The sequence below is a fragment of the Sphingomonas sp. GW822-FHT03G08 genome, assembly GCF_058801135.1.
On record NZ_JBXAMZ010000002.1, the window covers coordinates 43,572 to 63,137 of the forward strand.

Here is a 19,566-nt window from a genome sequence, read left to right on the forward strand (position 1 = left end):
CCAAACCGCCTTAGGCAGCGGTCCAGCCGCCGTCGATCGAGTAATTGGCACCGGTAATCTGTGCCGCCTCGTCCCGGCAAAGGAAAAGCACCAGCGCCGCCACCTGTTCCGAAGTGACGAACTGCTTGGTCGGCTGCGCATCGAGCAGCACGTCGTTGATCACCTGCTCCCGGGTGAGGCCGCGCGCCTTCATCGTGTCGGGGATCTGGTTCTCGACCAGCGGGGTCCAGACATAGCCCGGCGACACGCAGTTGACGGTGACGCCATGCGTGGCGACTTCGAGCGCGATCGTCTTGGTCAGGCCGGCGATCGCATGCTTGGCCATCACGTACGCCGACTTGTTGGGGCTGGCGACGAGGCTGTGGGCCGAGGCGGTGGAGATGATCCGGCCCCATTTCTGCGCCTTCATGAACGGCACCGCGGCGCGCATCATGTGCCAGGCCGAGGACTGGTTGATCGCGATGATCGCGTCATATTTCTCGACCGGGAATTCGTCGATCGGCGCGACATGCTGGATGCCGGCATTGTTGATGATGATGTGCGGGCCGCCGAGCTCGTCATGGCAGCGCTGGATCATCGCCGCGATCTGATCGGGCTTGGTCATGTCGGCGGCGTCGTAGAGCGCCTTCGCGCCGCTGGTCGCCTCGAGCGCGGCGCGCTCCGTCTCGATCGCGGCGGCATCGCCGAAGCCGTTGATCACCACGCTCGCGCCCTCGGCGGCGAGTGCCTTGGCATAGGCCAGGCCGATGCCCGAGGTCGAACCGGTGATGATGGCGGACTTGCCCTTGAGGAACATGGAATACTCCTAACGCTGGGTGAGGTCGAAGGCGGCGGTGTGGCCGTCGAGGATGTTGCGGGCGACGATCTGGGCATTGGCCATGGTCTCGGCCACATCGGTGCGGCCGGCCTGCCAATGCTCGTGCATCGAACGCGCCGAGAATTCGAAGTCGCGCGCGCCGCCTTCCCAGGCATTGGCGCGGTAGATCAGCTGGACGAGGCTGACCGGAAATTCAGAGACTCGGGCGCGGACCGCCTGGACGTCGGGATCGTCCTGCAGCTCGGGCGGGAGCTTGTCGAGCAGGCGGCAGACCATCTGGCGCTCCTGCCGCAGGCGCATTCGCTCGTCCGAGACGGCGCGGGTGCGGCTGGAGAAGCGGATCTCCTTCTCGCGCGCGATCACGTCGGTCATCGTGCGGGGCAGCTCGTCGATCGACGGGAAGAGATCGACCTGGAAGATCAGCGTCTCGGCATATTGCCGGTCGAGGACATGGGTGAGCGGGGTGTTGGAGACGAGGCCGCCGTCCCAATACCAGCAGCCGTCGATCTCGATCGGGGGCAGGCCCGGTGGCAGCGCCCCCGATGCCATGATGTGGCGCGCATCGAGCTTCTCGTCATGCGTGTCGAAATAGCGGAAATTGCCGCTCTGGATATCGACCGCGCCGACCGAGAGGCGGACGGGACCATTGTTGAGCAGCTCCCAGTCGATGAGTCGGTCGAGCGTCTCGCGCAGGGGCGAGGTATCGTAGAAGCTCAGCGCCTCGGGCGTGCCGGGGACGGCGAAGGCGGGCGGCAGCAGGCGCGGGCGGAAGAAGCCGGGCACGCCGCCGAGCATGACCATGCCGGCGGCCCATTCATGGCTCAACTCGCGTGCGGCATCGTGCATCGGCAGCGAGAAATCGGGCAGCGCGGCGGTGGCGTCTTCCCAGAAGGTGCGGATCGCGGCGAGGCGCTTCCCGGGCAGGTTGCCGGCGAAAAGGGCCGCGTTGACCGCGCCGATCGAGATGCCGGCGACCCAGTCGACTTCGATCCCGGCGGTGTGGAGCTCGTCGATGACGCCGGCCTGATAGGCGCCAAGGGCACCGCCGCCCTGCAATACCAGCGCGACCGTGTCCGGAAGCGGAAGCCCCGTGGCTTGGCGGCGGGGACGTGACTCGGCGTCTGCCATGGCGGTTGCTGTGGCCGAAAGCCGGGGCCGAGGGAAGTGCATCTTTTGGTATGGCTTGGCACGTGCAACGCAACGCCGCTTGGGGCATTGTTGCGATGGCCTAACAATGAGGATCGCCATGCGGCTCGACGATATCGACCCAACCGACCACGCCCAGGACCTGGGGAGCGGTGGTGGCGGAGGTGGCGGTGGTTTCGGACTGCTGGGGCTGCTGCCCCTGCTGCTCGGCCGCGGCATGGGCTGTGGCAGCATCGCGATCATCGGCCTGATCGCCATCGCCTATTTCGCGATGAGCGGCGGCGGAGGCGGGATGCTGGGCAGCACCGGCGGCGGCTCGACCGGCCAGTCGCCGACCGCGGGACAGAGCGGGCGGCAGGTGTGCCAGGGCGACCTGCGGCTCGAATCGTGCCGGGTGATGAAGCTGGCCGACGATACCTGGGCGACGATCTTCAAGGAATCGAACGCGCAATATCGCCCGGCGACGATCAAGTTCTACCAGGGCAATGTCCAGTCGGGCTGCGGCGCGGCGAGCTCGGCGGTCGGGCCGTTCTACTGCCCGGCGGATGACGGCGTGTATCTCGACACCAGCTTCTTCCAGGAACTGGAGCAGCGCTTCGGCGCCAAGGGCGACTTCGCCCGCGACTATGTGATCGCGCACGAGATGGGCCACCATATCCAGAACCTGCTCGGCACCTCGGACAAGGTCTCGCGGCTGCAGGCGCGGGCGAGCCAGGCCGAGGGCAATGCCCTGTCGGTGCGGCTGGAGCTGCAGGCGGATTGCTTCGCCGGCGTCTGGGCGGCGCGCAACAAGGACCGGATCGAACCGGGCGACATCGAGGAAGGCATGACCGCGGCGAACGCGATCGGCGACGATACGCTCCAGCGCCAGATGCAGGGCACGGTGGTGCCGGAGAGCTTCACCCACGGCACCTCGGCGCAGCGCATGGCCTGGCTCAAGAAGGGGCTGGAGACCGGCGATCCTGGCCAGTGCGATACGTTTTCGGGCGGGATCTAATAGTCGTCATCCCTGCGAGGGCGGGGATGACGGGTTTGGGGTGAGGCGCTAAGCCTCCGGCATGACCAAAGAAACTACCCCTCCACCTCCCAACCTCGCCTATCACCACACCCCCGGCGCCGGGCCGACGGTGATGTTCCTGTGTGGCTATGCGTCCGACATGAACGGCACCAAGGCGCTGCACCTCGAGGAATGGGCCAGGGCCAACGGCCGGGCGTTCCTGCGCTTCGACTATTCGGGCTGCGGGGCGAGCGAAGGCAATTTCGAGGACGGGACGCTGGCGGCGTGGCGCGATGACGCGCTGCGGATGATCGACGAGGTGGTGAAGGGCCCGGTGGTGCTGGTCGGCTCGTCGATGGGCGGCTGGATCATGGCGATGATCGCCAAGGCGCGGCCGGAAGTGGTCGCAGGCCTGGTCGGCATCGCTGCGGCGCCGGACTTCACCGACTGGGGCTTCACCATGGAGCAGAAGATGATCCTGCTCCAGCAGGGCCGGCTCGAGACGCCGAACGACTATGGCGACCAGCCGACCGTGACGACGCGGGGCTTCTGGGCTTCGGGCGAGGCCAATCGCGTGCTCGTCCAGCCGATCGCCTGGGGTGGCCCGGTGCGGCTGCTCCAGGGGCAGAAGGACAGGGAAGTGCCCTGGGAATATGCCCCGCGGCTGGCGGCGATGATCCGTTCAGACATGGTGCAGACTCTGCTGGTCAAGGACGCGGAACATCGTTTTTCGCGCGAGCAGGACCTGGCCCTGATCGTGCGCGCGCTCGAGGAAGTGCTCACCCTATGCTCCCCATCCTGATCCTCGCCCTCCAGACCGTTCCGGTGCAGGAGGCGACGGCGGCGCCCAAGGAACCGCCGCGCTTCACCCAGTGCATGGACCTGGCGACGACCGACCCCGCCAAGGGAGTGGTCGATGCGGGGCAGTGGCGCACCGAGGGCGGCGGCGTGCTAGCGCGCCAGTGCCTGGGCGTGGCCTATGCCAATGGCGGCAAATGGGCGGCGGCGGCCGGCGCGTTCGAGGATGCGGCGCGCGAGGCGGAGACCGCGAAGGACCCGCGCGCCCCGCAATATTGGGCTTCTGCCGGCAACGCCTGGATCGCGGCGCAGCAGCCCGCCAAGGCACGCGCGGCGATCGATGCGGCGCTGGCGACCGGCGCGCTGGCCGGGCTCGACCTGGGCGAGGCGCATCTCGACCGGGCACGGGCGATGGTCGCCCTGGGCGACATGGAAGCGGCGCGCAGCGACATCGACCGGGCGCTGACCTATGCCGACAAGGATCCGCTCGCCTGGCTGCTCTCGGCGACGCTGGCGCGGCGCGCAGGCGACCTGCCGCGCGCGGCACACGACATCACCGAAGCGCTGCGGCGCTCGGGCGACGATCCCTCGGTCCAACTCGAGGCAGGCAATATCGCGGCGGCAAGCGGCAACGAAGCGGATGCACGCACCGCCTGGGCGCGCGTGATCGAGCTGGCGCCGGGCACCGGCCTGGCCAGCGCGGCGCGCAAGGCGCTGGAGCAGTTCTCGGCGACGGAGAAGTGATCCCTTAAGCCCCTCCTCCTCGGGGGAGGGGTTTGTGGTGGGGCCTATCGGCGGGCGTCGGTCTCGGTGGAACTTTTCCCTACCCCCAACCCCTCCCTTCCAGGGAGGGGCTCCGGCAGGACTGGCGCTTCCCTCCGCCCGCCCCTATCTCCCGCCGCATGCGCTATCTCCACACGATGATCCGCGTGACGGATCCCGACGCCACGATCGCCTTTTTCGAGCTGCTGGGCCTCAAGCAGGTCCGGCGGATGGAGAGCGAGGCGGGGCGGTTCTCGCTGATCTTCCTGGCCGCCGACGAGGACAGCAAGGGTGAGGGCAAGCGCGCCGATGCCGAGGTCGAGCTGACCTATAACTGGCCGGCCGAGGACGGCAGCCCGGCCGAGGTCTATACCGGCGGCCGCAATTTCGGGCACCTGGCCTACCGCGTCGATAATATCTACGAGACCTGCCAGCGGCTGCTCGATGGCGGCGTGACGATCAACCGCCCGCCGCGCGACGGCAACATGGCGTTCGTCCGCACCCCCGACAACATCTCGATCGAGCTGCTCCAGGCGGGCGATCCGCTGCCGCCGGCCGAGCCTTGGGCATCGATGCCGAACACGGGGCAGTGGTAGGCTTTCTCGAGACGATCGGGGCCCGCGCCCCGATCATCCAGGCGCCGATGGCCGGTGCCGGCGGGCCCGGGCTCGCGATCGCGGCGATGCGGGGCGGGGCAGTGGGATCGCTGCCCTGCGCGCTGCTGACCCCCGAACAGCTCGCCGCGCAGGTCGCCGAGGTTCGCGCCGGCGCGGCTGGGCCGCTCAACCTCAATTTCTTCTGCCATCATTTGCCCGATCCGGCGCCGGACGAAAGCGCCTGGCGTGCCTTGCTCGCGCCCTATTACGCGCGGGAAGGCGTGGCGCCGGGTACGTCGCCGCCGCTGCGCCGGCCGTTCGATGCGGCGCTGTGCGCGGCGGTCGAGGCGGCGCGGCCGGAGGTCGTCAGCTTCCATTTCGGGCTGCCGGACGAAGCGCTGCTCGCGCGGGTGCGCTCAGCCGGGGCGCTGGTTTTCGGCAATGCGACGACGCGCGCGGAGATGCGCTGGCTCGCCGAGCGCGGTGTGGATGCCGTGATCGGGCAGGGGGCGGAAGCGGGCGGGCATGCCGGCTGGTTCCTGGGCGATGCGCATGCGCCGGTGCCGCTTGCCGAGCTGCTGGCCGAGAAGATCGCCGTGCCGTTGATCGCCGCGGGCGGGATCACCGACGGCGCGGACATCGCCCGGACGCTGGCGGCGGGGGCGAGCGCGGTGCAGCTCGGCACCGCCTTCCTGGCGGCGGAAGAGAGCAGTATCTCGGCACCGTTCCGCGCGCTGCTCGGCACCGAGGTCACGACGCAGTTCACCAACCTGTTCTCGGGCCGGGAGGCGCAAGGTATCCGCAACCGGCTGATGCGCGAGCTGGGGCCGATCCGCACGGAGGTGCCGGCCTTCCCTTATGGCTCCAATGCGCTCGCGCCGTTGCGCGCGCATGCGGAGGCCGATGGCCGGGGCGATTATTCGCCGCTCTGGGCGGGGACGAACGTGGCGCGGGTGCGGGCAATGGGGGCGGAGGCGCTGGTGCGCCGGCTGGCCGAGGAGCTCCGCGCCGCGCGGCGTTGAAGCTGCACGACCGCGCAGCAAAATTGCGCGGAATTGGTGTAAAGTCTGGTTAAAGGCCTAAAAGGAAAGCGGAAGGGTATCATGGCACTCGAGATCGTCCGCATTCCAGCGCTCAGCGACAACTACATCTGGCTGATCCACGACAAGCGCGCGGACAAGACCGCCGTAGTCGATCCGGGCGATGCCGCGCCGGTGCTCGAGGAGCTCAAGCTACGCGGGTGGAAGCTCAACGCGATCCTCAACACCCATTGGCATCCCGATCATACCGGCGGCAATGCGCAGCTGAAGGCGGAGACCGGCGCGGTGATCATCGCGCCTTCGGGTGAGGGCACGCGCATCCCGGGCGCCGACTGGCTGGCGGGGTCGAACAACAAGATCAAGGTCGGCCAGCATGTCGCGCAGGTGGTCGACGTGCCGGGGCATACCGCCGGGCACATCGCCTTCCATTTCGCGTCCGAGGGCATCATCTTCGTCGGCGACACGCTGTTCGCGATGGGCTGCGGCCGGCTGTTCGAGGGGACGGCGGAGCAGATGTTCCGCAACATGCGGTACTTTGCGACGCTGCCGCCCGAGACAAAGGTCTATTGCGCTCACGAATATACCCAGGCGAACGGCCGTTTCGCGCTCAGCGTGGAGCCGGACAATGCGGCGTTGCAGGCGCGCATGACCGAGGTCGATGCACTGCGCGAAGCCGGCGAGCCGACCGTGCCGACGACGATTGGCGCCGAGCTGGCGACCAACCCGTTCCTGCGCGCGGAAAGCGTCGAGCAGCTCGCCGAGCGGCGTGCTGCAAAGGATGTTTTTTGATCGACGCGGGCGTATAGTCCGGACAGTGTCGGGGGCGACGGGAGACAGATGATGATCCGCTTCGCCACACCGCTTCTGATCCTCGCTGCCTGCGCGGCCAATACCGCGCTGCCCCAGAAGGGCGCGAACAGCGACGACGCCAGGATTGCCAAGCGCCTTGCCGGGCTTACCCCCGGTGCGCCGGTGGATTGCCTGCCGCCGCAGCGGACGAGCGAGATGCAGGGCTATGCCAATACGATCCTCTATATCGGCGGACGCAACAAGGTCTGGCGCAGCGACCTGATCGGCTCCTGTCCGGGGCTGTCGCGCGGCGACCTGCCGGTGATCACCAGCGTCAGCGGTCGGGTCTGCCGGGGCGATACGGTTCAGACGCGGGCGCGGATCGGCGGCATGTGGACCGGATCCTGCGCGCTGGGGCCGTTCGTGCCCTACAGCAAGTGAGGAGAGCGGCGATGCGTGCTGTGATGCTGATCGCCGCGATCGTGCTGGCGGGTTGTACCGCGAGCAGCGAGATGATGGCCTCGCAACAGGCCGAGGCGCAGAAGGACCTGGCTTCGGCGCTGGGCGACCGGGTGGCGGGGGCGCCGCGGGACTGCATCTCGGTGACCGACAGCGACGGACCGCAGATCATCGATGACCATACGATCCTCTACAAGCCGCTGGGCCGGACCTTGTGGCGCAACGACCTGGGCAGTTCCTGCCCTGGGCTGAGACCCTACACCACGCTGATCGTCGAGGTGCATGGATCGCAGATCTGCCGGAACGACCGGTTCCGGGTGCTGGATCCGGGATCGAGCATCCCGAGCGCCTATTGCATGTTCGGCAAGTTCACGCCGTACGAGAAGGCCAAATAACTCCAAAAAATCCTCCCCCGGCGCCGCGGGGGAGGGATTCGAACTTCACAGCACGTAGCGGCTCAGATCGGTGTTCCGCGCCACCGCGGCGAGCTGCTTGTCGACATAGGCGCCGTCGATCACCAGCGTCTCGCCCTTGCGGTCCTCGGCGCCGAAGCTGATGTCCTCGAGCAGCTTCTCCATCACCGTCTGCAGACGGCGGGCGCCGATATTCTCGACCTCGCCATTCACCTCGGCGGCAATGCGCGCGACCGCGCGGATGCCGTCCTGGGTGAAGTCGATGCTGACGCCCTCGGTGCCGAGCAGCGCGGCGTATTGCTGCACCAGGCTCGCCTTGGTGTCCGACAGGATCGCGACGAAATCCTCCTCGGTCAGGCCCTTCAGCTCGACGCGGATCGGCAGGCGGCCCTGCAGCTCGGGGAGCAGGTCGCTCGGCTTGGCGACATGGAAGGCACCCGAGGCAATGAAGAGGATGTGATCGGTCTTCATCGGCCCGTACTTGGTGGCGACGGTGGTGCCCTCGATCAGCGGCAGCAGGTCGCGCTGCACGCCTTCGCGCGAGACGGAGCCGCCGCGCACGTCGCTCACCGCGATCTTGTCGATCTCGTCGAGGAAGACGATGCCGTTCGCCTCGGCATCGGCCAAGGCAACCCGACTCACCTCGTCCTGGTCGAGCCGCTTGTCGGCCTCTTCCTCGACCAGCTTGGTCCAGGCGGCGCGGACGCTCATCTTGCGGCGCTTGAGCGGGGTGCCGGCAAGGCCCTTCATCATCTCGCCCAGGTTGATCATCTGCGGCGCGCCGCCCGGGATGTCGAAGGGCATGGCCGGGGCCTGCTCGACTTCGATCTCGATCTCGGCATTGTCGAGCGTGCCCTCGGCGAAGCGCTGCTTGAAGGCTTCGCGGGTGGCGGTGGAGCTGTCCTTGCCGGTCAGCGCGTCGAGCAACCGGCCCATCGCCGCTTCCTCGGCCTTGTCCTTCACCGCGGCGCGGCGGCGCTCCTTCTCGAGCCGGATCGCTTCCTCGACCAGGTCGCGGGCGATCTGCTCGACGTCGCGGCCGACATAGCCGACTTCGGTGAACTTGGTCGCTTCGACCTTCACGAAGGGCGCGTCGGCGAGCTTGGCGAGGCGGCGGCTGATCTCGGTCTTGCCGCAGCCGGTCGGCCCGATCATCAGGATGTTCTTCGGCGTGACCTCGTCGCGGAGATCGGCCGAGAGCTGCTGGCGGCGCCAGCGGTTGCGCAGCGCCACCGACACGGCGCGCTTGGCATCCTTCTGGCCGATGATGTGCGCATCGAGAGCGGCGACGATCGCCTTGGGCGTGAGATTCTCGTTCATTGGGGGATTGGATACTCTGGCTTCGTTTCGGACCCCGATGTTGGGGGCCGCCCCGTCCGCTTCAAGCCGTGCAGTGAAAGCCCGAGAAGAAGTCCCGCTGGCGCTCGAGGATCTTCGCGATCCGATCGGGCTGGGGCGTGGCATCCCATTCGCCATGCTCGAAGGTGCCGCCGCAGATGATCCCATCGGCGCGGGGGAACATATAGCCCATGCGGCCGGCAAAGGCATATTGGACCTCGCTCTGTGGGAGCAGCACCGCGAGCTGGCCGCGCACCGGCTCGATGCCGGTATCGCCGAACAGCTTGCCGGCGCCGAGGCCGGTGCAGTTGAAGACCAAAGTTTCCGGCAGGGCGAGGATGTCGGCCGGGGTGGCGAAGTCGCGGATCACGAACCTGCCGCCGGCGATCTGGATGTCGCGCATCAACTGGCGGAGGAGATGACCGCTCTCGGCATACATGGTGCTGAAGCGGCGGACGCGCCGGACCGGGAAGGGATGCTCGCCGGGGCCGAGGATCACCCGGTCGGCCTCATAGGCGCTGGAGAGATCGGGCTCGGCGGAATCCTCGGCCGGATCGTCGCGCATCTGGAGATAGGTCGGCACCCAGCGGATGCCATATTCCTCGCCGACCATGATCTGGAAGCGCCGCCAGCTATAGTCCATCGCCAGCTTGAACTGGGCGATCCATTCGGGGGTGACCTGGCCGGGATCGTAGAGGCTGGCCGGATGCCACTGGCCGCCGGCGATGTTCGACGTGGTGTGGGGCGGCAGCTGGGCGGCGTAGAGCGTGACCTGGCGGCCGGCCTCCTGGAGCAGCCGCGCGGTGGTGAGCCCGACAATGCCGCAGCCGAGCACCGCGACCGGGCCGCTATGGCCGGGCAGGCCGAGATCGACCGCGAGGCGCGAGGTGCCCCAGCTCAGCGTGATGCCGGCGCCGCCATGGCCGTAATTATGGACGAGGCGCTTGTCGCCCAGCGCCTCGGCGCGGACGACGAAGCCTTGCGACCGGTAGGGGCGCAGGCCCGCGACGGTGCGGATGACGCGGCTTGGCGCGACATTGACGATCGGCAGGCATTTCGGGCCGCGGGTGGTGCTGGCGCTCGCCAGCCGGGGGCGCGGCGCGGTCGTCGTGCAGGCGGGGAGGGCGAGCGCGGCGGAGGCGATCAGCGGGCGGCGGGCGATCTGCATGGCCGCAGGGTAGGGCGCGCGGGGCCGCGCTCAACCTGGTTTTGGTTGGGAGAGCCATGAGCTGGGCTCATGGGTGGAGGGGCTTAGGTCGTATCGACATTCGGCCACTTCCTGGTTCCCCGGCGAAGGCCGGGGCCCAGTCTCAACGCAGTTGGTTAGGCGCGTGAACCTCTCGAACGACATGGCAACCGGGCCCCGGCCTTCGCCGGGGATCAGCATAGGCTCGGGGCGCCGCTTGAATGTCGATACAGCCTGGATCCGGGACCAGGCTCAGTTTCTATCGTCCAGCCAATCGGCGATGATCTCGCCCCTATGCCCTTCCGGTGCCAGCGCGGCGCGGAGGGCTTCCAGCAGCGGCGGCAGCGCCTGGGTGAAGGCATAGGGTGGATTGACGATGAAAAGGCCCGCGCCGTTATAGATGCCGGGCTGATCGGCGTCATACAGCCAATGCTCCACGACCAGGAATTTCGGGATGCCGAGCCTGCGCAGATCGCCCTTCCACCGCTGATGCGTCGCGCGGTCTTTCAGCGGATACCAGATCACCGTCACGCCATGTGCCCATTTGCGGTGCGCCGCGGCGAGGGTGGCGGTGATGCGGGCGCGTTCGTCCGTCTGCTCGTACGGCGGATCGACCACCACCACGCCGCGCGGCGTTCGGGGCGGCAGCATCGCCAGCCAAAGCTCATAGGCATCGCGCTCGTGCACGGCAGCGGGTGTGCCGCGCATCGCGCCGCGCAGGGCATTGGCGTCCTCGGGATGCTTTTCATTGAGGATCAGCAAATCCTGCGGGCGCAGGAGCTGCGCCAGGAACTGCGGCGAGCCGGGGTAGAGCTGTGGCTCCGGCCCGACATTCACTGCCCGTACGGCGGCGCGATAGTCGTCGAGCAAGGGGTTCGCGTCGGCAAAGGCCCGCAGCACCCCTTGTGCGGCTTCGCCGGTGCGTTGGGCCTGCTCGCCGCCAAGGTCGTAGAGCCCGCAGCCGGCATGGGTGTCGATCAGGGTCAGCGCGCCCTGTTTTTGCTGCAGGGCCCGGACCAGGGCGATCAGCAGGCTATGCTTCACGACATCGGCGCTGTTGCCCGCATGGAAGGAATGGCGATAATTCATTGGAATCCAAAACCCTGCCGGTTTGCCTTTGCATGCGCCAAGTGCAGGCGTCGCCTGTACCCTGGACATGAACCCGCCCCGTGCTTCGCCACGGCTGGTATGCTAGTGCCGGCCATATGTCGAACTCCCGAGGCAATGCCGGCACCGTAAATGTCGATGGCGTATCCTATGATTGGCACCTTCAGCGCGAACCGCATCTGTCGGATGACGAAGGCTGGAAGGGAATGACGATTTCCATTCTCCAGCAGGATGCCAAGCGCGAAGCATTGGTGGAATTTCCGCCGCCCAAGCGGCTGTTGAAGGGGTTGCCACGCGGTCGTCTCCAGCTCGATGACGCCACGATCTCGCGGTGCGTGCGCGCCGCCCTGTCGGCCGGTTGGGAGCCGATGTCGCGCGGTAGGCCGATGGTGTTCATGGTCGATGCCGACGGCAACTGAGGCGTTCGCCGCGAATGCCGGGGCCCGGTTGCCATGTCGTTCGAGAGGTTCACGCGCCTGACCGGCTGCGTTGAGACTGGGCCCCGGCCTTCGCCGGGGAATTAAGGGGCTGAATTTCAGCGCGCCTCGGCCAGCCACGCCTCGGCTTCTTCCACCGTCATGAAGATCCGCATCCGGGGATGGGTCTGGGTGCGTTCGGCCTGGAGCTTGTTGAGGTGGCTGCCGACCACCGAGGCGGCGCGGCCCGAGGTTAGGGTGAGCCCGGCCTCGGCGATGCTGGGCAGCAGGTCGGCGACGTCGTTGGCCTGGACCGGGAAGTCGCGCGAGTCGATCAGCACGTCATAGTCGTTGCGGATCGCCAGCACTTCCTGGGCCTGCGCGCCCGCCGCCGCCGCGAATTCGCGGACGGTGTCGATCGTCCAGAAATCGCGGATCTCGACCAGGATGCGGTTGCGGGCGGCGTCATAATCCATGCGGAACTTCATGCCGCCGCCGATGCGTTGGTTAATTGGCGCTGTCCAGCGTTTCCACCGTGAGGCGATCGTTGGTGTAGACGCAGAGCTCGCCGGCGATCTTCATCGCCTGACGGGCGATCTTCTCGGGATCGCTCTCGTAATCGACCAGCGCGCGCGCCGCGGCGAGGGCGAAATTGCCGCCCGAGCCGATCGCGGCGACGCCGCCCTCGGGCTCAAGCACGTCGCCATTGCCGGTGACGACCAGCGTCACTTCGGCGTCGGCGACGATCAGCATCGCCTCGAGGTTGCGGAGATACTTGTCGGTCCGCCAGTCCTTGGCGAGCTCGACCGCGGCGCGGAGCAGCTGGCCGTTATGGCGCTCCAGCTTGGCCTCGAGCCGCTCGAACAGGGTGAAGGCGTCGGCGGTGGCGCCGGCAAAGCCCGCGATCACCTTGCCATCGCCCAGCGGCCGCACCTTGCGGGCATTGGGCTTCATCACGGTGTTGCCGGCGGAGACCTGCCCGTCGCCTGCAATCACCACTTTGCCGGATTTGCGCACGGAAAGGATCGTCGTGCCGTGCCACGCGTTTGTTTCGCTCATGGCGCAGATATGGGGAACACCCCGCATGCGCCGCAAGAGGGACTCCCGATGACCGGTCGATCGCGCCAGCCAGGGACGAGTGTTGCATGCGGGACACATCGCACCGCAGCAAAATGCGCTCCCGACAACGCTGACGCAAACATGGGATTGACAGTTTCATGTAACCGGTTCCAGGGGGCGTTTCTGTCCGCGCATAAAAACAAGACCAATGCGGATCCGAGTTTGTAACCGATTACAGCCTTGGGCTGGGGAGGATTAGAGTGGCGATTTCCAATTCGAAGCGTCGTGTCCTGACACGTGGCATCTCGGCGACGGCAATGGCCGCCGCGACCCTGCTTGCGGGCGGCGCAGTGATGCTGCCGACCCTGGCATCCGCCCAGGTGAGCACCGCCAGCCTTAGCGGCCAGGTGACCGGCGCCGACGGCAGCGCCGCCGCGGGCGCCCAGGTGACCGCGCGCAGCATCGCGACCAACCAGACCTTCCGCGCGGTAAGCGACGCCAATGGCGGCTATGCGCTGAACGGCCTGCGCCCCGGCGAATATGAAGTGACCGCGACCGCCGGCACCGAGACGGTGAGCCAGAACATCGTCGTCGGCGTCGGCGAGGCGGCCAGCCTCGACCTGGCGGTGGGCGGCGCCGCGGCGACCGCACCGACCGAAGGCAGCCAGATCGTGGTGACCGGCACCCGCCTGCGCGAGACGCGCACCAGCGAAGTCGCCACCAACGTCAGCACCACCCAGATCGAGCGCCTGCCGCAGACCGATCGCAACTTCCTGGCCTTTGCCGCGCTCGCCCCGGGCGTGCGCTACAATGACAGCGAGACCGACAAGGGCATTACCTCGGGCGCGTCGACCGCGAGCCAGGTCAATGTGTTCATCGACGGCGTCAGCCTGAAGAACCAGCTGCGCGAGGGCGGCATCGCCGGCCAGCAGAACAGCCGCGGCAACCCGTTCGGCCAGCTCGCCGTGCAGGAATTCCGCGTCCTGACGCAGAACTACAAGGCCGAGTATGAGCAGGCCGGCGCCGCGATCGTGACCGCGATCACCAAGTCGGGCACCAACGAGTTCCACGGCGAGATCTTCGGCCAGTACACCGACAAGAGCCTCAGCGAGAAGTCGTACCTCGACAAGCGCAACAACCGCGCCGAGCCGGCGTTCGAGCGCAAGCAGTACGGCGCGGCGCTGGGCGGCCCGATCATCAAGGACAAGCTGTTCTTCTTCGGCGCCTATGAAGGCAACGACCAGGACCGCGCGTTCAACGTGGTCGCCGGCGGCACGCCCGCGCTGCGCGCCGCGGCCTCGGCTTCGCTCGGCCGCGACATCAGCACGCTCGAGGGCGCGTTCGTCAGCCCGTTCCGCAGCGACTTCTACTTCGGCAAGCTGACGCTGACCCCGGACGATCGCCAGACCTTCGACCTGTCGTTCAGCCGCCGCGACGAGTCCGACATCCAGGGCTTCGGCAACCAGACCTCCTATGAGGCGGCGGAGAACAAGAAGAACCGGGTCGACACCTACCAGTTCAAATGGGCGTATAACGGCAGCAACTTCGTCAACGAGTTCAATGCCAGCTACCTGAACTACACGTTCAACCCGACCTCGCTGCACCCCGAGCTGCCGCAATATGAATATGCCGGCGTGATCATCGCGGGCGGCAAGGACTCGACCCGCCGCGAAACGCAGAACAGCTACACCTTCCGCAACGACTTCACCTATTCGGGCATTGCGGGCCATGTGTTCAAGGCGGGCGTCCGCGTCCAGGTGACCGACATCACCTTCGACAACCAGGCCTATGTCCAGCCGCACTACACCTTCGTCAGCGACCCCGGGAACAACCTCAGCTTCGCCTTCCCGAGCGAGGCGCGCCTGGGCCTGGGCAATTCGCTGATCCAGGCGTCGAACACCCAGGTCGGCGTCTATGTGCAGGACGACTGGAACCTCACCCCGCGCCTGCAGCTCAACCTGGGCGTGCGCTGGGACTATGAGACCAACGGCTTCAACAACGAATATGTGACGCCGGCCAGTGCCGCCGCCGCGCTGCGCTCGCTGCCCAAGACCTATTATTTCGACCCCGAGAACTACATCACCGACGGGCATGACCGTAAGCCGTTCACCGGCGCCTTCGCGCCGCGCGTCGGCTTCTCGTACGACCTCAACGGCGATCGCTCGACGGTGATCTTCGGCGGCTGGGGCCGCTATTACGACCGCAACAACTTCAACAACACGGTCGACGAGCTGTCGCGCGTGCTCAACCCGATCGGCGTGTTCCGCTTCTCGACCGACGGCTCGCCGCGCTCGGGCCTGCCGACCGTGGCGTGGAACCCGTCCTACCTGACCCGCGAGGGCCTGATCGCGCTGCGCGCCAGCGCCGCCGGCGCCGGCCTGCCCGAGCTGTTCGCGGTGAAGAACGATGCCAAGCCGCCGGTCAACGACCAGTTCAGCCTCGGCGTGCGCCAGCGTATCGGCGTGTTCCAGGCCTCGATCACCGGCTCGTACCAGCGCGGCCGCAACGGCTACACCAACCTGTTCGCGACGCGTCAGAACAACGGCCTGGGCAATTGCTGCAACACCTCGACGGTGGTGCCGTACGGCTATGCCAACGTCCTGATCGGCTATGACGGCCTCGACACGCGCTACAAGGCGCTCTTCGTCACGCTCGACAAGAACTACACCAAGTCGTCGGGCTGGGGCCTCAACATCGCCTATACGCTGTCCAAGGCGGAGCAGAACGGCAACGACCTGTTCAGCCTCGATGGCATCACCCCGGACGCCTATGGCTGGCGTGCCCGTCCGGGCGACGAGCGTCACCGGGTGGTGATCTCGGGCATGGTCGACCTGCCGCTCGGCTTCTCGTTCTCGACGGTCACCCAGCTGGGTAGCGGCCAGGCCTATCAGGTCACCGACGCCACCCAGGGCTTCGACACCGGCAAGCTGCGCATCACCTCGGCCTATCCGGAGAAGAACTGCATCGAGGGGCTCTTCGCCTTCTGCGAAGTCAACCTGACGCTGGCGAACCGCTTCAAGATCAACGGCATCGGCCAGGTCGAGGCCGCGGTCGACATCCTGAACGCGTTCAACAACAAGAACTTCAAGGACTTCGACGGCTTCTTCAGCGCGACCGATCCGCTCGATCCGGGCCGCATCGGCAACAACACGATCACGCTGCCGCGGCGCATCCAGTTCCGCCTGGGCTACAAGTTCTAAGCCCGGCTTCGCGCTGACAATTTCGGGGGGAGGCGAGCCACGGGCTTTCCTCCCCCTTTTCTTTTCGGGGAAGTGACATGCGTATCCTGTTTCCGCTCGGGCTGGTCGTGGCCACCGCCGCGCACGCGCAGGAAGTGCGCCAGACCTACGCCAATCCGATCGACATCGATTACCGCTACAATTTCGAGCAGGTGAACCAGGGCGTCTCGTACCGCACCGGCGCCGACCCGGCGATCGTCACCCACAAGGGCAAATACTATCTCTTCCAGACGCTGGCGGACGGATACTGGTCGTCGAGCGACCTGGTCCACTGGACCTTCATCAAGCCGAGCCGCTGGCCCTTCAACTCGATCGTCGCGCCGGCGGTGTGGAGCGACGGCGAGCGCATCCTGATCCAGCCGTCGATGACGCGGGCGGAATCGATCCTGTCGACCACCGACCCCGACAGCGGCACGCTCGACTTCTTCGTGCGCCGGATGCCCGAGCTGGTCGATTCGGTGGGCGAGGGGCACGTCCCCGCGCCGGGCGAGGACAAGGTGCCGCCCGGCCCCTGGGACCCGGCGCTGTTCAAGGACGAGGACGGCAAATGGTACCTGTACTGGGGCTCGTCCAACGTCTTCCCGCTCTACGGGATCGAGATCGCGTTCGAGGACGGCAAGCTGATCTACAAGGGCAAGCCCAGGCCGATGCTGTCGCTGCATCCGGACCAGCATGGCTGGGAGCGGTTCGGCCAGGATCATTCGGGCACCCTGCCCAACGGGACGCCAATCCAGCCCTTCATGGAAGGCGCCTGGATGACCAAGGTGAACGGTCGCTACTTCCTCCAGTACGGCGCGCCGGGCACCGAATATAACGCCTATTCCAACGGCACCTATGTCTCCGACAAGCCGCTCGGGCCGTTCGAATATGCGCCGTGGAACCCGGTAGCCTACAAGCCCGGCGGCTTCGTGCAGGGCGCGGGGCACGGCTCGACCTTCGAGGACGTCAACGGCAACTGGTGGAACACCGGCACGCCGTGGATCGGATACAACTGGACCTTCGAGCGCCGCATCGGGATGTGGCCGGCCAGGTTCTGGGCGGACGGGCAGATGGCGGTCTCGACCCGCTTCGGCGACTTCCCGCACTATGCCCCGACCGGCAAGGTCGAAGACCCCGAGAGCCTGTTCACCGGCTGGATGCTGCTTTCGTACAAGAAGCCGGCAATGGCTTCGTCGACCATGGGCGAGTTCGCGGCGGGCCGTGCGACCGACGAGGATCCCCGCAGCTTCTGGGTGGCGGGCGCGAACAAGCCGGGCGAGACGCTGACTATCGACCTGGACGCGGTGAAGACGCTGCGCGCGGTGCAGGTCAACTTCGCCGACTACAAGGCCGGGCGGTTCGGCGATGCGCCGGACATCTATACCGAGTTCGAGCTGCAATCCTCGCTCGACGGCAAGAACTGGTCGCCGCTGGCGAAGACCGAGGCGCCGCGGCGCGACCGGCCCAACGCCTATTTCCAGCTGCCGGCACCGGTACGGGCGCGGTATGTGCGCTATGTGCACGGCCATGTCGGCGGCAGGAACCTGGCGATCGCCGACCTGCGCGTGTTCGGTTCGGCCGGCGGCAAGGCGCCCGCGGCGCCGGGCGGCGTGACGGCGAAGCGCGACAGCGATGCCCGCAATGCGCATGTGACGTGGAAGCCGGTGTCCGGCGCGGTCGGCTACAATGTGCTGTGGGGCGTGCGGCCCGACCGGCTGACGCTGACCTATCAGCGCTGGGCCGACCAGGGTTCGGCGCTGGACATCCGCGCGCTCAATGTCGGGGTGGATTATTGGGTCGCGGTCGAGGCGTTCGACGAGAATGGGGTTTCGAAGCGGACCAAGGCGGTGCGGATCAAATAGCCGTCATCCCGGCGAAAGCCGGGATCTCGTGCGGCTCCTTTCCCGCGCCTTCGCCTGAGATCCCGGCTTTCGCCGGGATGACGGTATTGGGCGAGAGAGGGCTATTATGCGCCCAGCCAGCCTCCGGTGAATCCCGCCGCCTTCAGGCCCTTCCGGATCGGCGCGCAGCCTTGCATGCGCTTCCAGACGAAGTCGTTCCGGTAGTTCGCCGCCTGGAGCAGGATCGGGCCCTGGTCGATGCCGATATAGTCGGTGTCGTACCAGCCCTTCACCGGATCGACGCGGCCGTTCGACAGCTTCTTGTCGGTCCAGCGGAAGCTCGGGTTGAACGAATCGAAGAAGCCGTACTTGCCGTAGAGCAGGTCGCCATGTTCGCGGCGCATCGCCTCTGCGGCCGGGATCACGATCTCGGGCGCGAAAGGAAGCGAGCCGAGCGCCGCGGTGGGTGCCAGGGTGCCATCGTCGCGGCCGTCGGGCTGGCCGAGCGGGCCGCGTGCCGAATAGCCGAAGAAGTCGGTGGGCTTGCCCTTGAAGTCGAGCTTGAAGCCGCCGGGCCCGTCACAGGCGGTGAGGCCCCAGATATCCTTCGACCAGCCGTCCCAGCCCTGCGGATTGGCGATGCAATAGGCGCGGCTGGCATAGGTGGCGCGGCGGCTGTTCTCGAAATAGTCGAACCCGGCCTCGCGCATCACCTTGTCGCGGATGCCGCGGAAATCGATCCAGCACTCGCTATACTGGTGGCCGAACAGCGGCGCGAAGGCGATGTGGCGGGTAGGGCCTTCGCCGCGCCAGCTGCGCGGATAGGTTGCGGTCCACACGTCCCAGCTGTCGGCCGGGAGCGGATGCTCCGGCGCGCCCAGGCCGAGGATGTAGACGAACATGCCCTCGTTATAGCCGGTCCAGCTGCTCGGGATCAGGCCGCGCTCCGGATGCCAGCCCATCGACACGGGCTTGCGGCCGTCCGAGCGGAAGAAGTTCCAGTCGGCCCGGGCATAGAGCTTGTGGGCGAGATCGCGGATCTCGCGCTCCTTCGCATCGGCGCGGTCATAATATTGGCCGGCGAACAACACGCCCATCAGCAGCAGCGTGGTATCGACGCTGGACAGTTCGGTGCGGCCGAAGCGCGCGCCGCTGATCATGTCGATGAAGTGATAATAGAAGCCCTTGTAGCCGATATTGCCGCTCGGCTCCGGGCCCTGCGGCGCTTCCCAGAAGAAGCGCAGCGTGGTGAGGGTGAGGTCGCGTGCCTCGGCCCGGGTGATCCAGCCGCGCTCGACGCCGACCGGGTAGGCGGTGAGCGCGAAGCCGACCGAAGCGATCGAGCAGAAGCTGGGCGAGGGGTAGCGATCGGGCACCAGGCCGTTGTCGCGCCGCGCGGTTTCCCAGAACCAGCGGAAGGTGCGGTACTCGATGTCCTCGTAGAAGGCGGGCAGCGTGCGGACGCCCGCGCCCTTGCGCGACTGGGCCGCGGCGGCGCCGGGCACTGCCGTGGCCGCGAGCAGCGCCGAAGACTGCGAGAGGAGCGCGCGCCGGTCGATCATGTCCAAAGCCTCATACACGATA

General features: G+C 67.2%; 19 protein-coding genes. 11 read left to right on the forward strand and 8 right to left on the reverse strand.

Annotated elements, in window-relative coordinates; genetic code table 11:
* Nucleotides 1-10: 10 nt before the first annotated feature.
* Entirely contained in the window at nucleotides 11-796 is a 786-nt protein-coding gene (locus AC1RJ5_RS17655; protein WP_493114795.1) for a 3-hydroxybutyrate dehydrogenase, read from the reverse strand.
* A gap of 9 nt (nucleotides 797-805) precedes the next feature.
* The gene (locus AC1RJ5_RS17660; protein WP_269572824.1) at nucleotides 806-1,945 is read right to left on the reverse strand and encodes a patatin-like phospholipase family protein; all 1,140 of its coding nucleotides are present in this window, start codon (nucleotides 1,943-1,945) and stop codon (nucleotides 806-808) included.
* Between the two features lie 118 nt (nucleotides 1,946-2,063).
* Here AC1RJ5_RS17660 and ypfJ point away from each other — a divergent pair, with 118 nt between their 5' ends.
* The 8 genes from ypfJ (at nucleotide 2,064) to AC1RJ5_RS17700 (ending at nucleotide 7,799) form a co-directional block, all read left to right on the forward strand.
* Nucleotides 2,064-2,960 (forward strand): KPN_02809 family neutral zinc metallopeptidase, encoded by an 897-nt coding sequence (gene ypfJ, locus AC1RJ5_RS17665; RefSeq protein ID WP_493115805.1) that lies wholly within the window; start codon nucleotides 2,064-2,066, stop codon nucleotides 2,958-2,960.
* A 61-nt stretch (nucleotides 2,961-3,021) separates the two neighbouring features.
* On the forward strand, nucleotides 3,022-3,762 hold the full coding sequence (locus AC1RJ5_RS17670) for an alpha/beta hydrolase (protein ID WP_493114798.1): 741 nt from the start codon (nucleotides 3,022-3,024) through the stop codon (nucleotides 3,760-3,762).
* The gene (locus tag AC1RJ5_RS17675; protein WP_269572821.1) at nucleotides 3,747-4,502 is read left to right on the forward strand and encodes a tetratricopeptide repeat protein; all 756 of its coding nucleotides are present in this window, start codon (nucleotides 3,747-3,749) and stop codon (nucleotides 4,500-4,502) included. Before AC1RJ5_RS17670 ends, AC1RJ5_RS17675 begins: the two co-directional genes overlap by 16 nt.
* Before the next feature lie 158 nt (nucleotides 4,503-4,660).
* The gene (locus AC1RJ5_RS17680; RefSeq protein WP_493114800.1) at nucleotides 4,661-5,116 is read left to right on the forward strand and encodes a VOC family protein; all 456 of its coding nucleotides are present in this window, start codon (nucleotides 4,661-4,663) and stop codon (nucleotides 5,114-5,116) included.
* On the forward strand, nucleotides 5,110-6,138 hold the full coding sequence (locus AC1RJ5_RS17685; protein WP_493114802.1) for an NAD(P)H-dependent flavin oxidoreductase: 1,029 nt from the start codon (nucleotides 5,110-5,112) through the stop codon (nucleotides 6,136-6,138). The genes AC1RJ5_RS17680 and AC1RJ5_RS17685 overlap by 7 nt, the downstream gene beginning before the upstream one ends.
* Before the next feature lie 81 nt (nucleotides 6,139-6,219).
* Entirely contained in the window at nucleotides 6,220-6,945 is a 726-nt protein-coding gene (gene gloB / locus AC1RJ5_RS17690; protein WP_269572819.1) for a hydroxyacylglutathione hydrolase, read from the forward strand.
* A 51-nt stretch (nucleotides 6,946-6,996) separates the two neighbouring features.
* Nucleotides 6,997-7,386 (forward strand): hypothetical protein, encoded by a 390-nt coding sequence (locus AC1RJ5_RS17695; protein ID WP_269572818.1) that lies wholly within the window; start codon nucleotides 6,997-6,999, stop codon nucleotides 7,384-7,386.
* Nucleotides 7,387-7,397: 11 nt separating this feature from the next.
* Complete coding sequence (locus AC1RJ5_RS17700) at nucleotides 7,398-7,799, forward strand: DUF6491 family protein (RefSeq protein WP_493114805.1); 402 nt, start codon at nucleotides 7,398-7,400, stop codon at nucleotides 7,797-7,799.
* Between the two features lie 45 nt (nucleotides 7,800-7,844).
* On the opposite strand, the gene hslU is transcribed toward AC1RJ5_RS17700, so the two are convergent.
* From hslU to AC1RJ5_RS17715, 3 genes are all read right to left on the reverse strand, one after another.
* On the reverse strand, nucleotides 7,845-9,137 hold the full coding sequence (gene hslU, locus AC1RJ5_RS17705) for an ATP-dependent protease ATPase subunit HslU (protein ID WP_269572816.1): 1,293 nt from the start codon (nucleotides 9,135-9,137) through the stop codon (nucleotides 7,845-7,847).
* 61 nt (nucleotides 9,138-9,198) lie between these two features.
* Nucleotides 9,199-10,323, reverse strand: coding sequence for an FAD-dependent oxidoreductase (locus AC1RJ5_RS17710; protein WP_493114808.1), 1,125 nt, complete (start codon nucleotides 10,321-10,323; stop codon nucleotides 9,199-9,201).
* A gap of 270 nt (nucleotides 10,324-10,593) precedes the next feature.
* On the reverse strand, nucleotides 10,594-11,430 hold the full coding sequence (locus AC1RJ5_RS17715; protein ID WP_493115807.1) for a 23S rRNA (adenine(2030)-N(6))-methyltransferase RlmJ: 837 nt from the start codon (nucleotides 11,428-11,430) through the stop codon (nucleotides 10,594-10,596).
* 116 nt (nucleotides 11,431-11,546) lie between these two features.
* Here AC1RJ5_RS17715 and AC1RJ5_RS17720 point away from each other — a divergent pair, with 116 nt between their 5' ends.
* Nucleotides 11,547-11,867 (forward strand): hypothetical protein, encoded by a 321-nt coding sequence (locus AC1RJ5_RS17720; protein ID WP_269572813.1) that lies wholly within the window; start codon nucleotides 11,547-11,549, stop codon nucleotides 11,865-11,867.
* 116 nt (nucleotides 11,868-11,983) lie between these two features.
* Here the strand turns inward: AC1RJ5_RS17720 and AC1RJ5_RS17725 are convergent, their stop codons facing one another.
* Nucleotides 11,984-12,352 carry a hypothetical protein gene (locus AC1RJ5_RS17725; RefSeq protein ID WP_342251431.1) on the reverse strand — a complete coding sequence of 123 codons (369 nt, stop codon included), beginning with the start codon at nucleotides 12,350-12,352 and terminating at the stop codon, nucleotides 11,984-11,986.
* A gap of 19 nt (nucleotides 12,353-12,371) precedes the next feature.
* On the reverse strand, nucleotides 12,372-12,923 hold the full coding sequence (hslV, locus tag AC1RJ5_RS17730) for an ATP-dependent protease subunit HslV (RefSeq protein ID WP_269572811.1): 552 nt from the start codon (nucleotides 12,921-12,923) through the stop codon (nucleotides 12,372-12,374).
* A 317-nt stretch (nucleotides 12,924-13,240) separates the two neighbouring features.
* On the opposite strand from hslV, the gene AC1RJ5_RS17735 reads away from it, so the two are divergent.
* The gene (locus AC1RJ5_RS17735; RefSeq protein WP_493115809.1) at nucleotides 13,241-16,123 is read left to right on the forward strand and encodes a TonB-dependent receptor; all 2,883 of its coding nucleotides are present in this window, start codon (nucleotides 13,241-13,243) and stop codon (nucleotides 16,121-16,123) included.
* Between the two features lie 77 nt (nucleotides 16,124-16,200).
* Entirely contained in the window at nucleotides 16,201-18,003 is a 1,803-nt protein-coding gene (locus AC1RJ5_RS17740; protein WP_493114811.1) for a family 43 glycosylhydrolase, read from the forward strand.
* A gap of 104 nt (nucleotides 18,004-18,107) precedes the next feature.
* Here the strand turns inward: AC1RJ5_RS17740 and AC1RJ5_RS17745 are convergent, their stop codons facing one another.
* Entirely contained in the window at nucleotides 18,108-19,544 is a 1,437-nt protein-coding gene (locus AC1RJ5_RS17745; RefSeq protein WP_269572808.1) for a glucoamylase family protein, read from the reverse strand.
* Nucleotides 19,545-19,566 lie beyond the last annotated feature (22 nt).

Coding starts and splice junctions, on each gene's coding strand:
- AC1RJ5_RS17655 (WP_493114795.1), bottom strand. CDS start 796: ATGTTCCTCAAGGGCAAGTCCGCCATCATCACCGGTTCGACCTCGGGC.
- AC1RJ5_RS17660 (WP_269572824.1), bottom strand. CDS start 1,945: ATGGCAGACGCCGAGTCACGTCCCCGCCGCCAAGCCACGGGGCTTCCG.
- ypfJ (WP_493115805.1), top strand. CDS start 2,064: ATGCGGCTCGACGATATCGACCCAACCGACCACGCCCAGGACCTGGGG.
- AC1RJ5_RS17670 (WP_493114798.1), top strand. CDS start 3,022: ATGACCAAAGAAACTACCCCTCCACCTCCCAACCTCGCCTATCACCAC.
- AC1RJ5_RS17675 (WP_269572821.1), top strand. CDS start 3,747: ATGCTCCCCATCCTGATCCTCGCCCTCCAGACCGTTCCGGTGCAGGAG.
- AC1RJ5_RS17680 (WP_493114800.1), top strand. CDS start 4,661: ATGCGCTATCTCCACACGATGATCCGCGTGACGGATCCCGACGCCACG.
- gloB (WP_269572819.1), top strand. CDS start 6,220: ATGGCACTCGAGATCGTCCGCATTCCAGCGCTCAGCGACAACTACATC.
- AC1RJ5_RS17695 (WP_269572818.1), top strand. CDS start 6,997: ATGATCCGCTTCGCCACACCGCTTCTGATCCTCGCTGCCTGCGCGGCC.
- AC1RJ5_RS17700 (WP_493114805.1), top strand. CDS start 7,398: ATGCGTGCTGTGATGCTGATCGCCGCGATCGTGCTGGCGGGTTGTACC.
- hslU (WP_269572816.1), bottom strand. CDS start 9,137: ATGAACGAGAATCTCACGCCCAAGGCGATCGTCGCCGCTCTCGATGCG.
- AC1RJ5_RS17710 (WP_493114808.1), bottom strand. CDS start 10,323: ATGCAGATCGCCCGCCGCCCGCTGATCGCCTCCGCCGCGCTCGCCCTC.
- AC1RJ5_RS17715 (WP_493115807.1), bottom strand. CDS start 11,430: ATGAATTATCGCCATTCCTTCCATGCGGGCAACAGCGCCGATGTCGTG.
- AC1RJ5_RS17720 (WP_269572813.1), top strand. CDS start 11,547: ATGTCGAACTCCCGAGGCAATGCCGGCACCGTAAATGTCGATGGCGTA.
- AC1RJ5_RS17725 (WP_342251431.1), bottom strand. CDS start 12,352: ATGAAGTTCCGCATGGATTATGACGCCGCCCGCAACCGCATCCTGGTC.
- hslV (WP_269572811.1), bottom strand. CDS start 12,923: ATGAGCGAAACAAACGCGTGGCACGGCACGACGATCCTTTCCGTGCGC.
- AC1RJ5_RS17735 (WP_493115809.1), top strand. CDS start 13,241: ATGGCCGCCGCGACCCTGCTTGCGGGCGGCGCAGTGATGCTGCCGACC.
- AC1RJ5_RS17740 (WP_493114811.1), top strand. CDS start 16,201: ATGCGTATCCTGTTTCCGCTCGGGCTGGTCGTGGCCACCGCCGCGCAC.
- AC1RJ5_RS17745 (WP_269572808.1), bottom strand. CDS start 19,544: ATGATCGACCGGCGCGCGCTCCTCTCGCAGTCTTCGGCGCTGCTCGCG.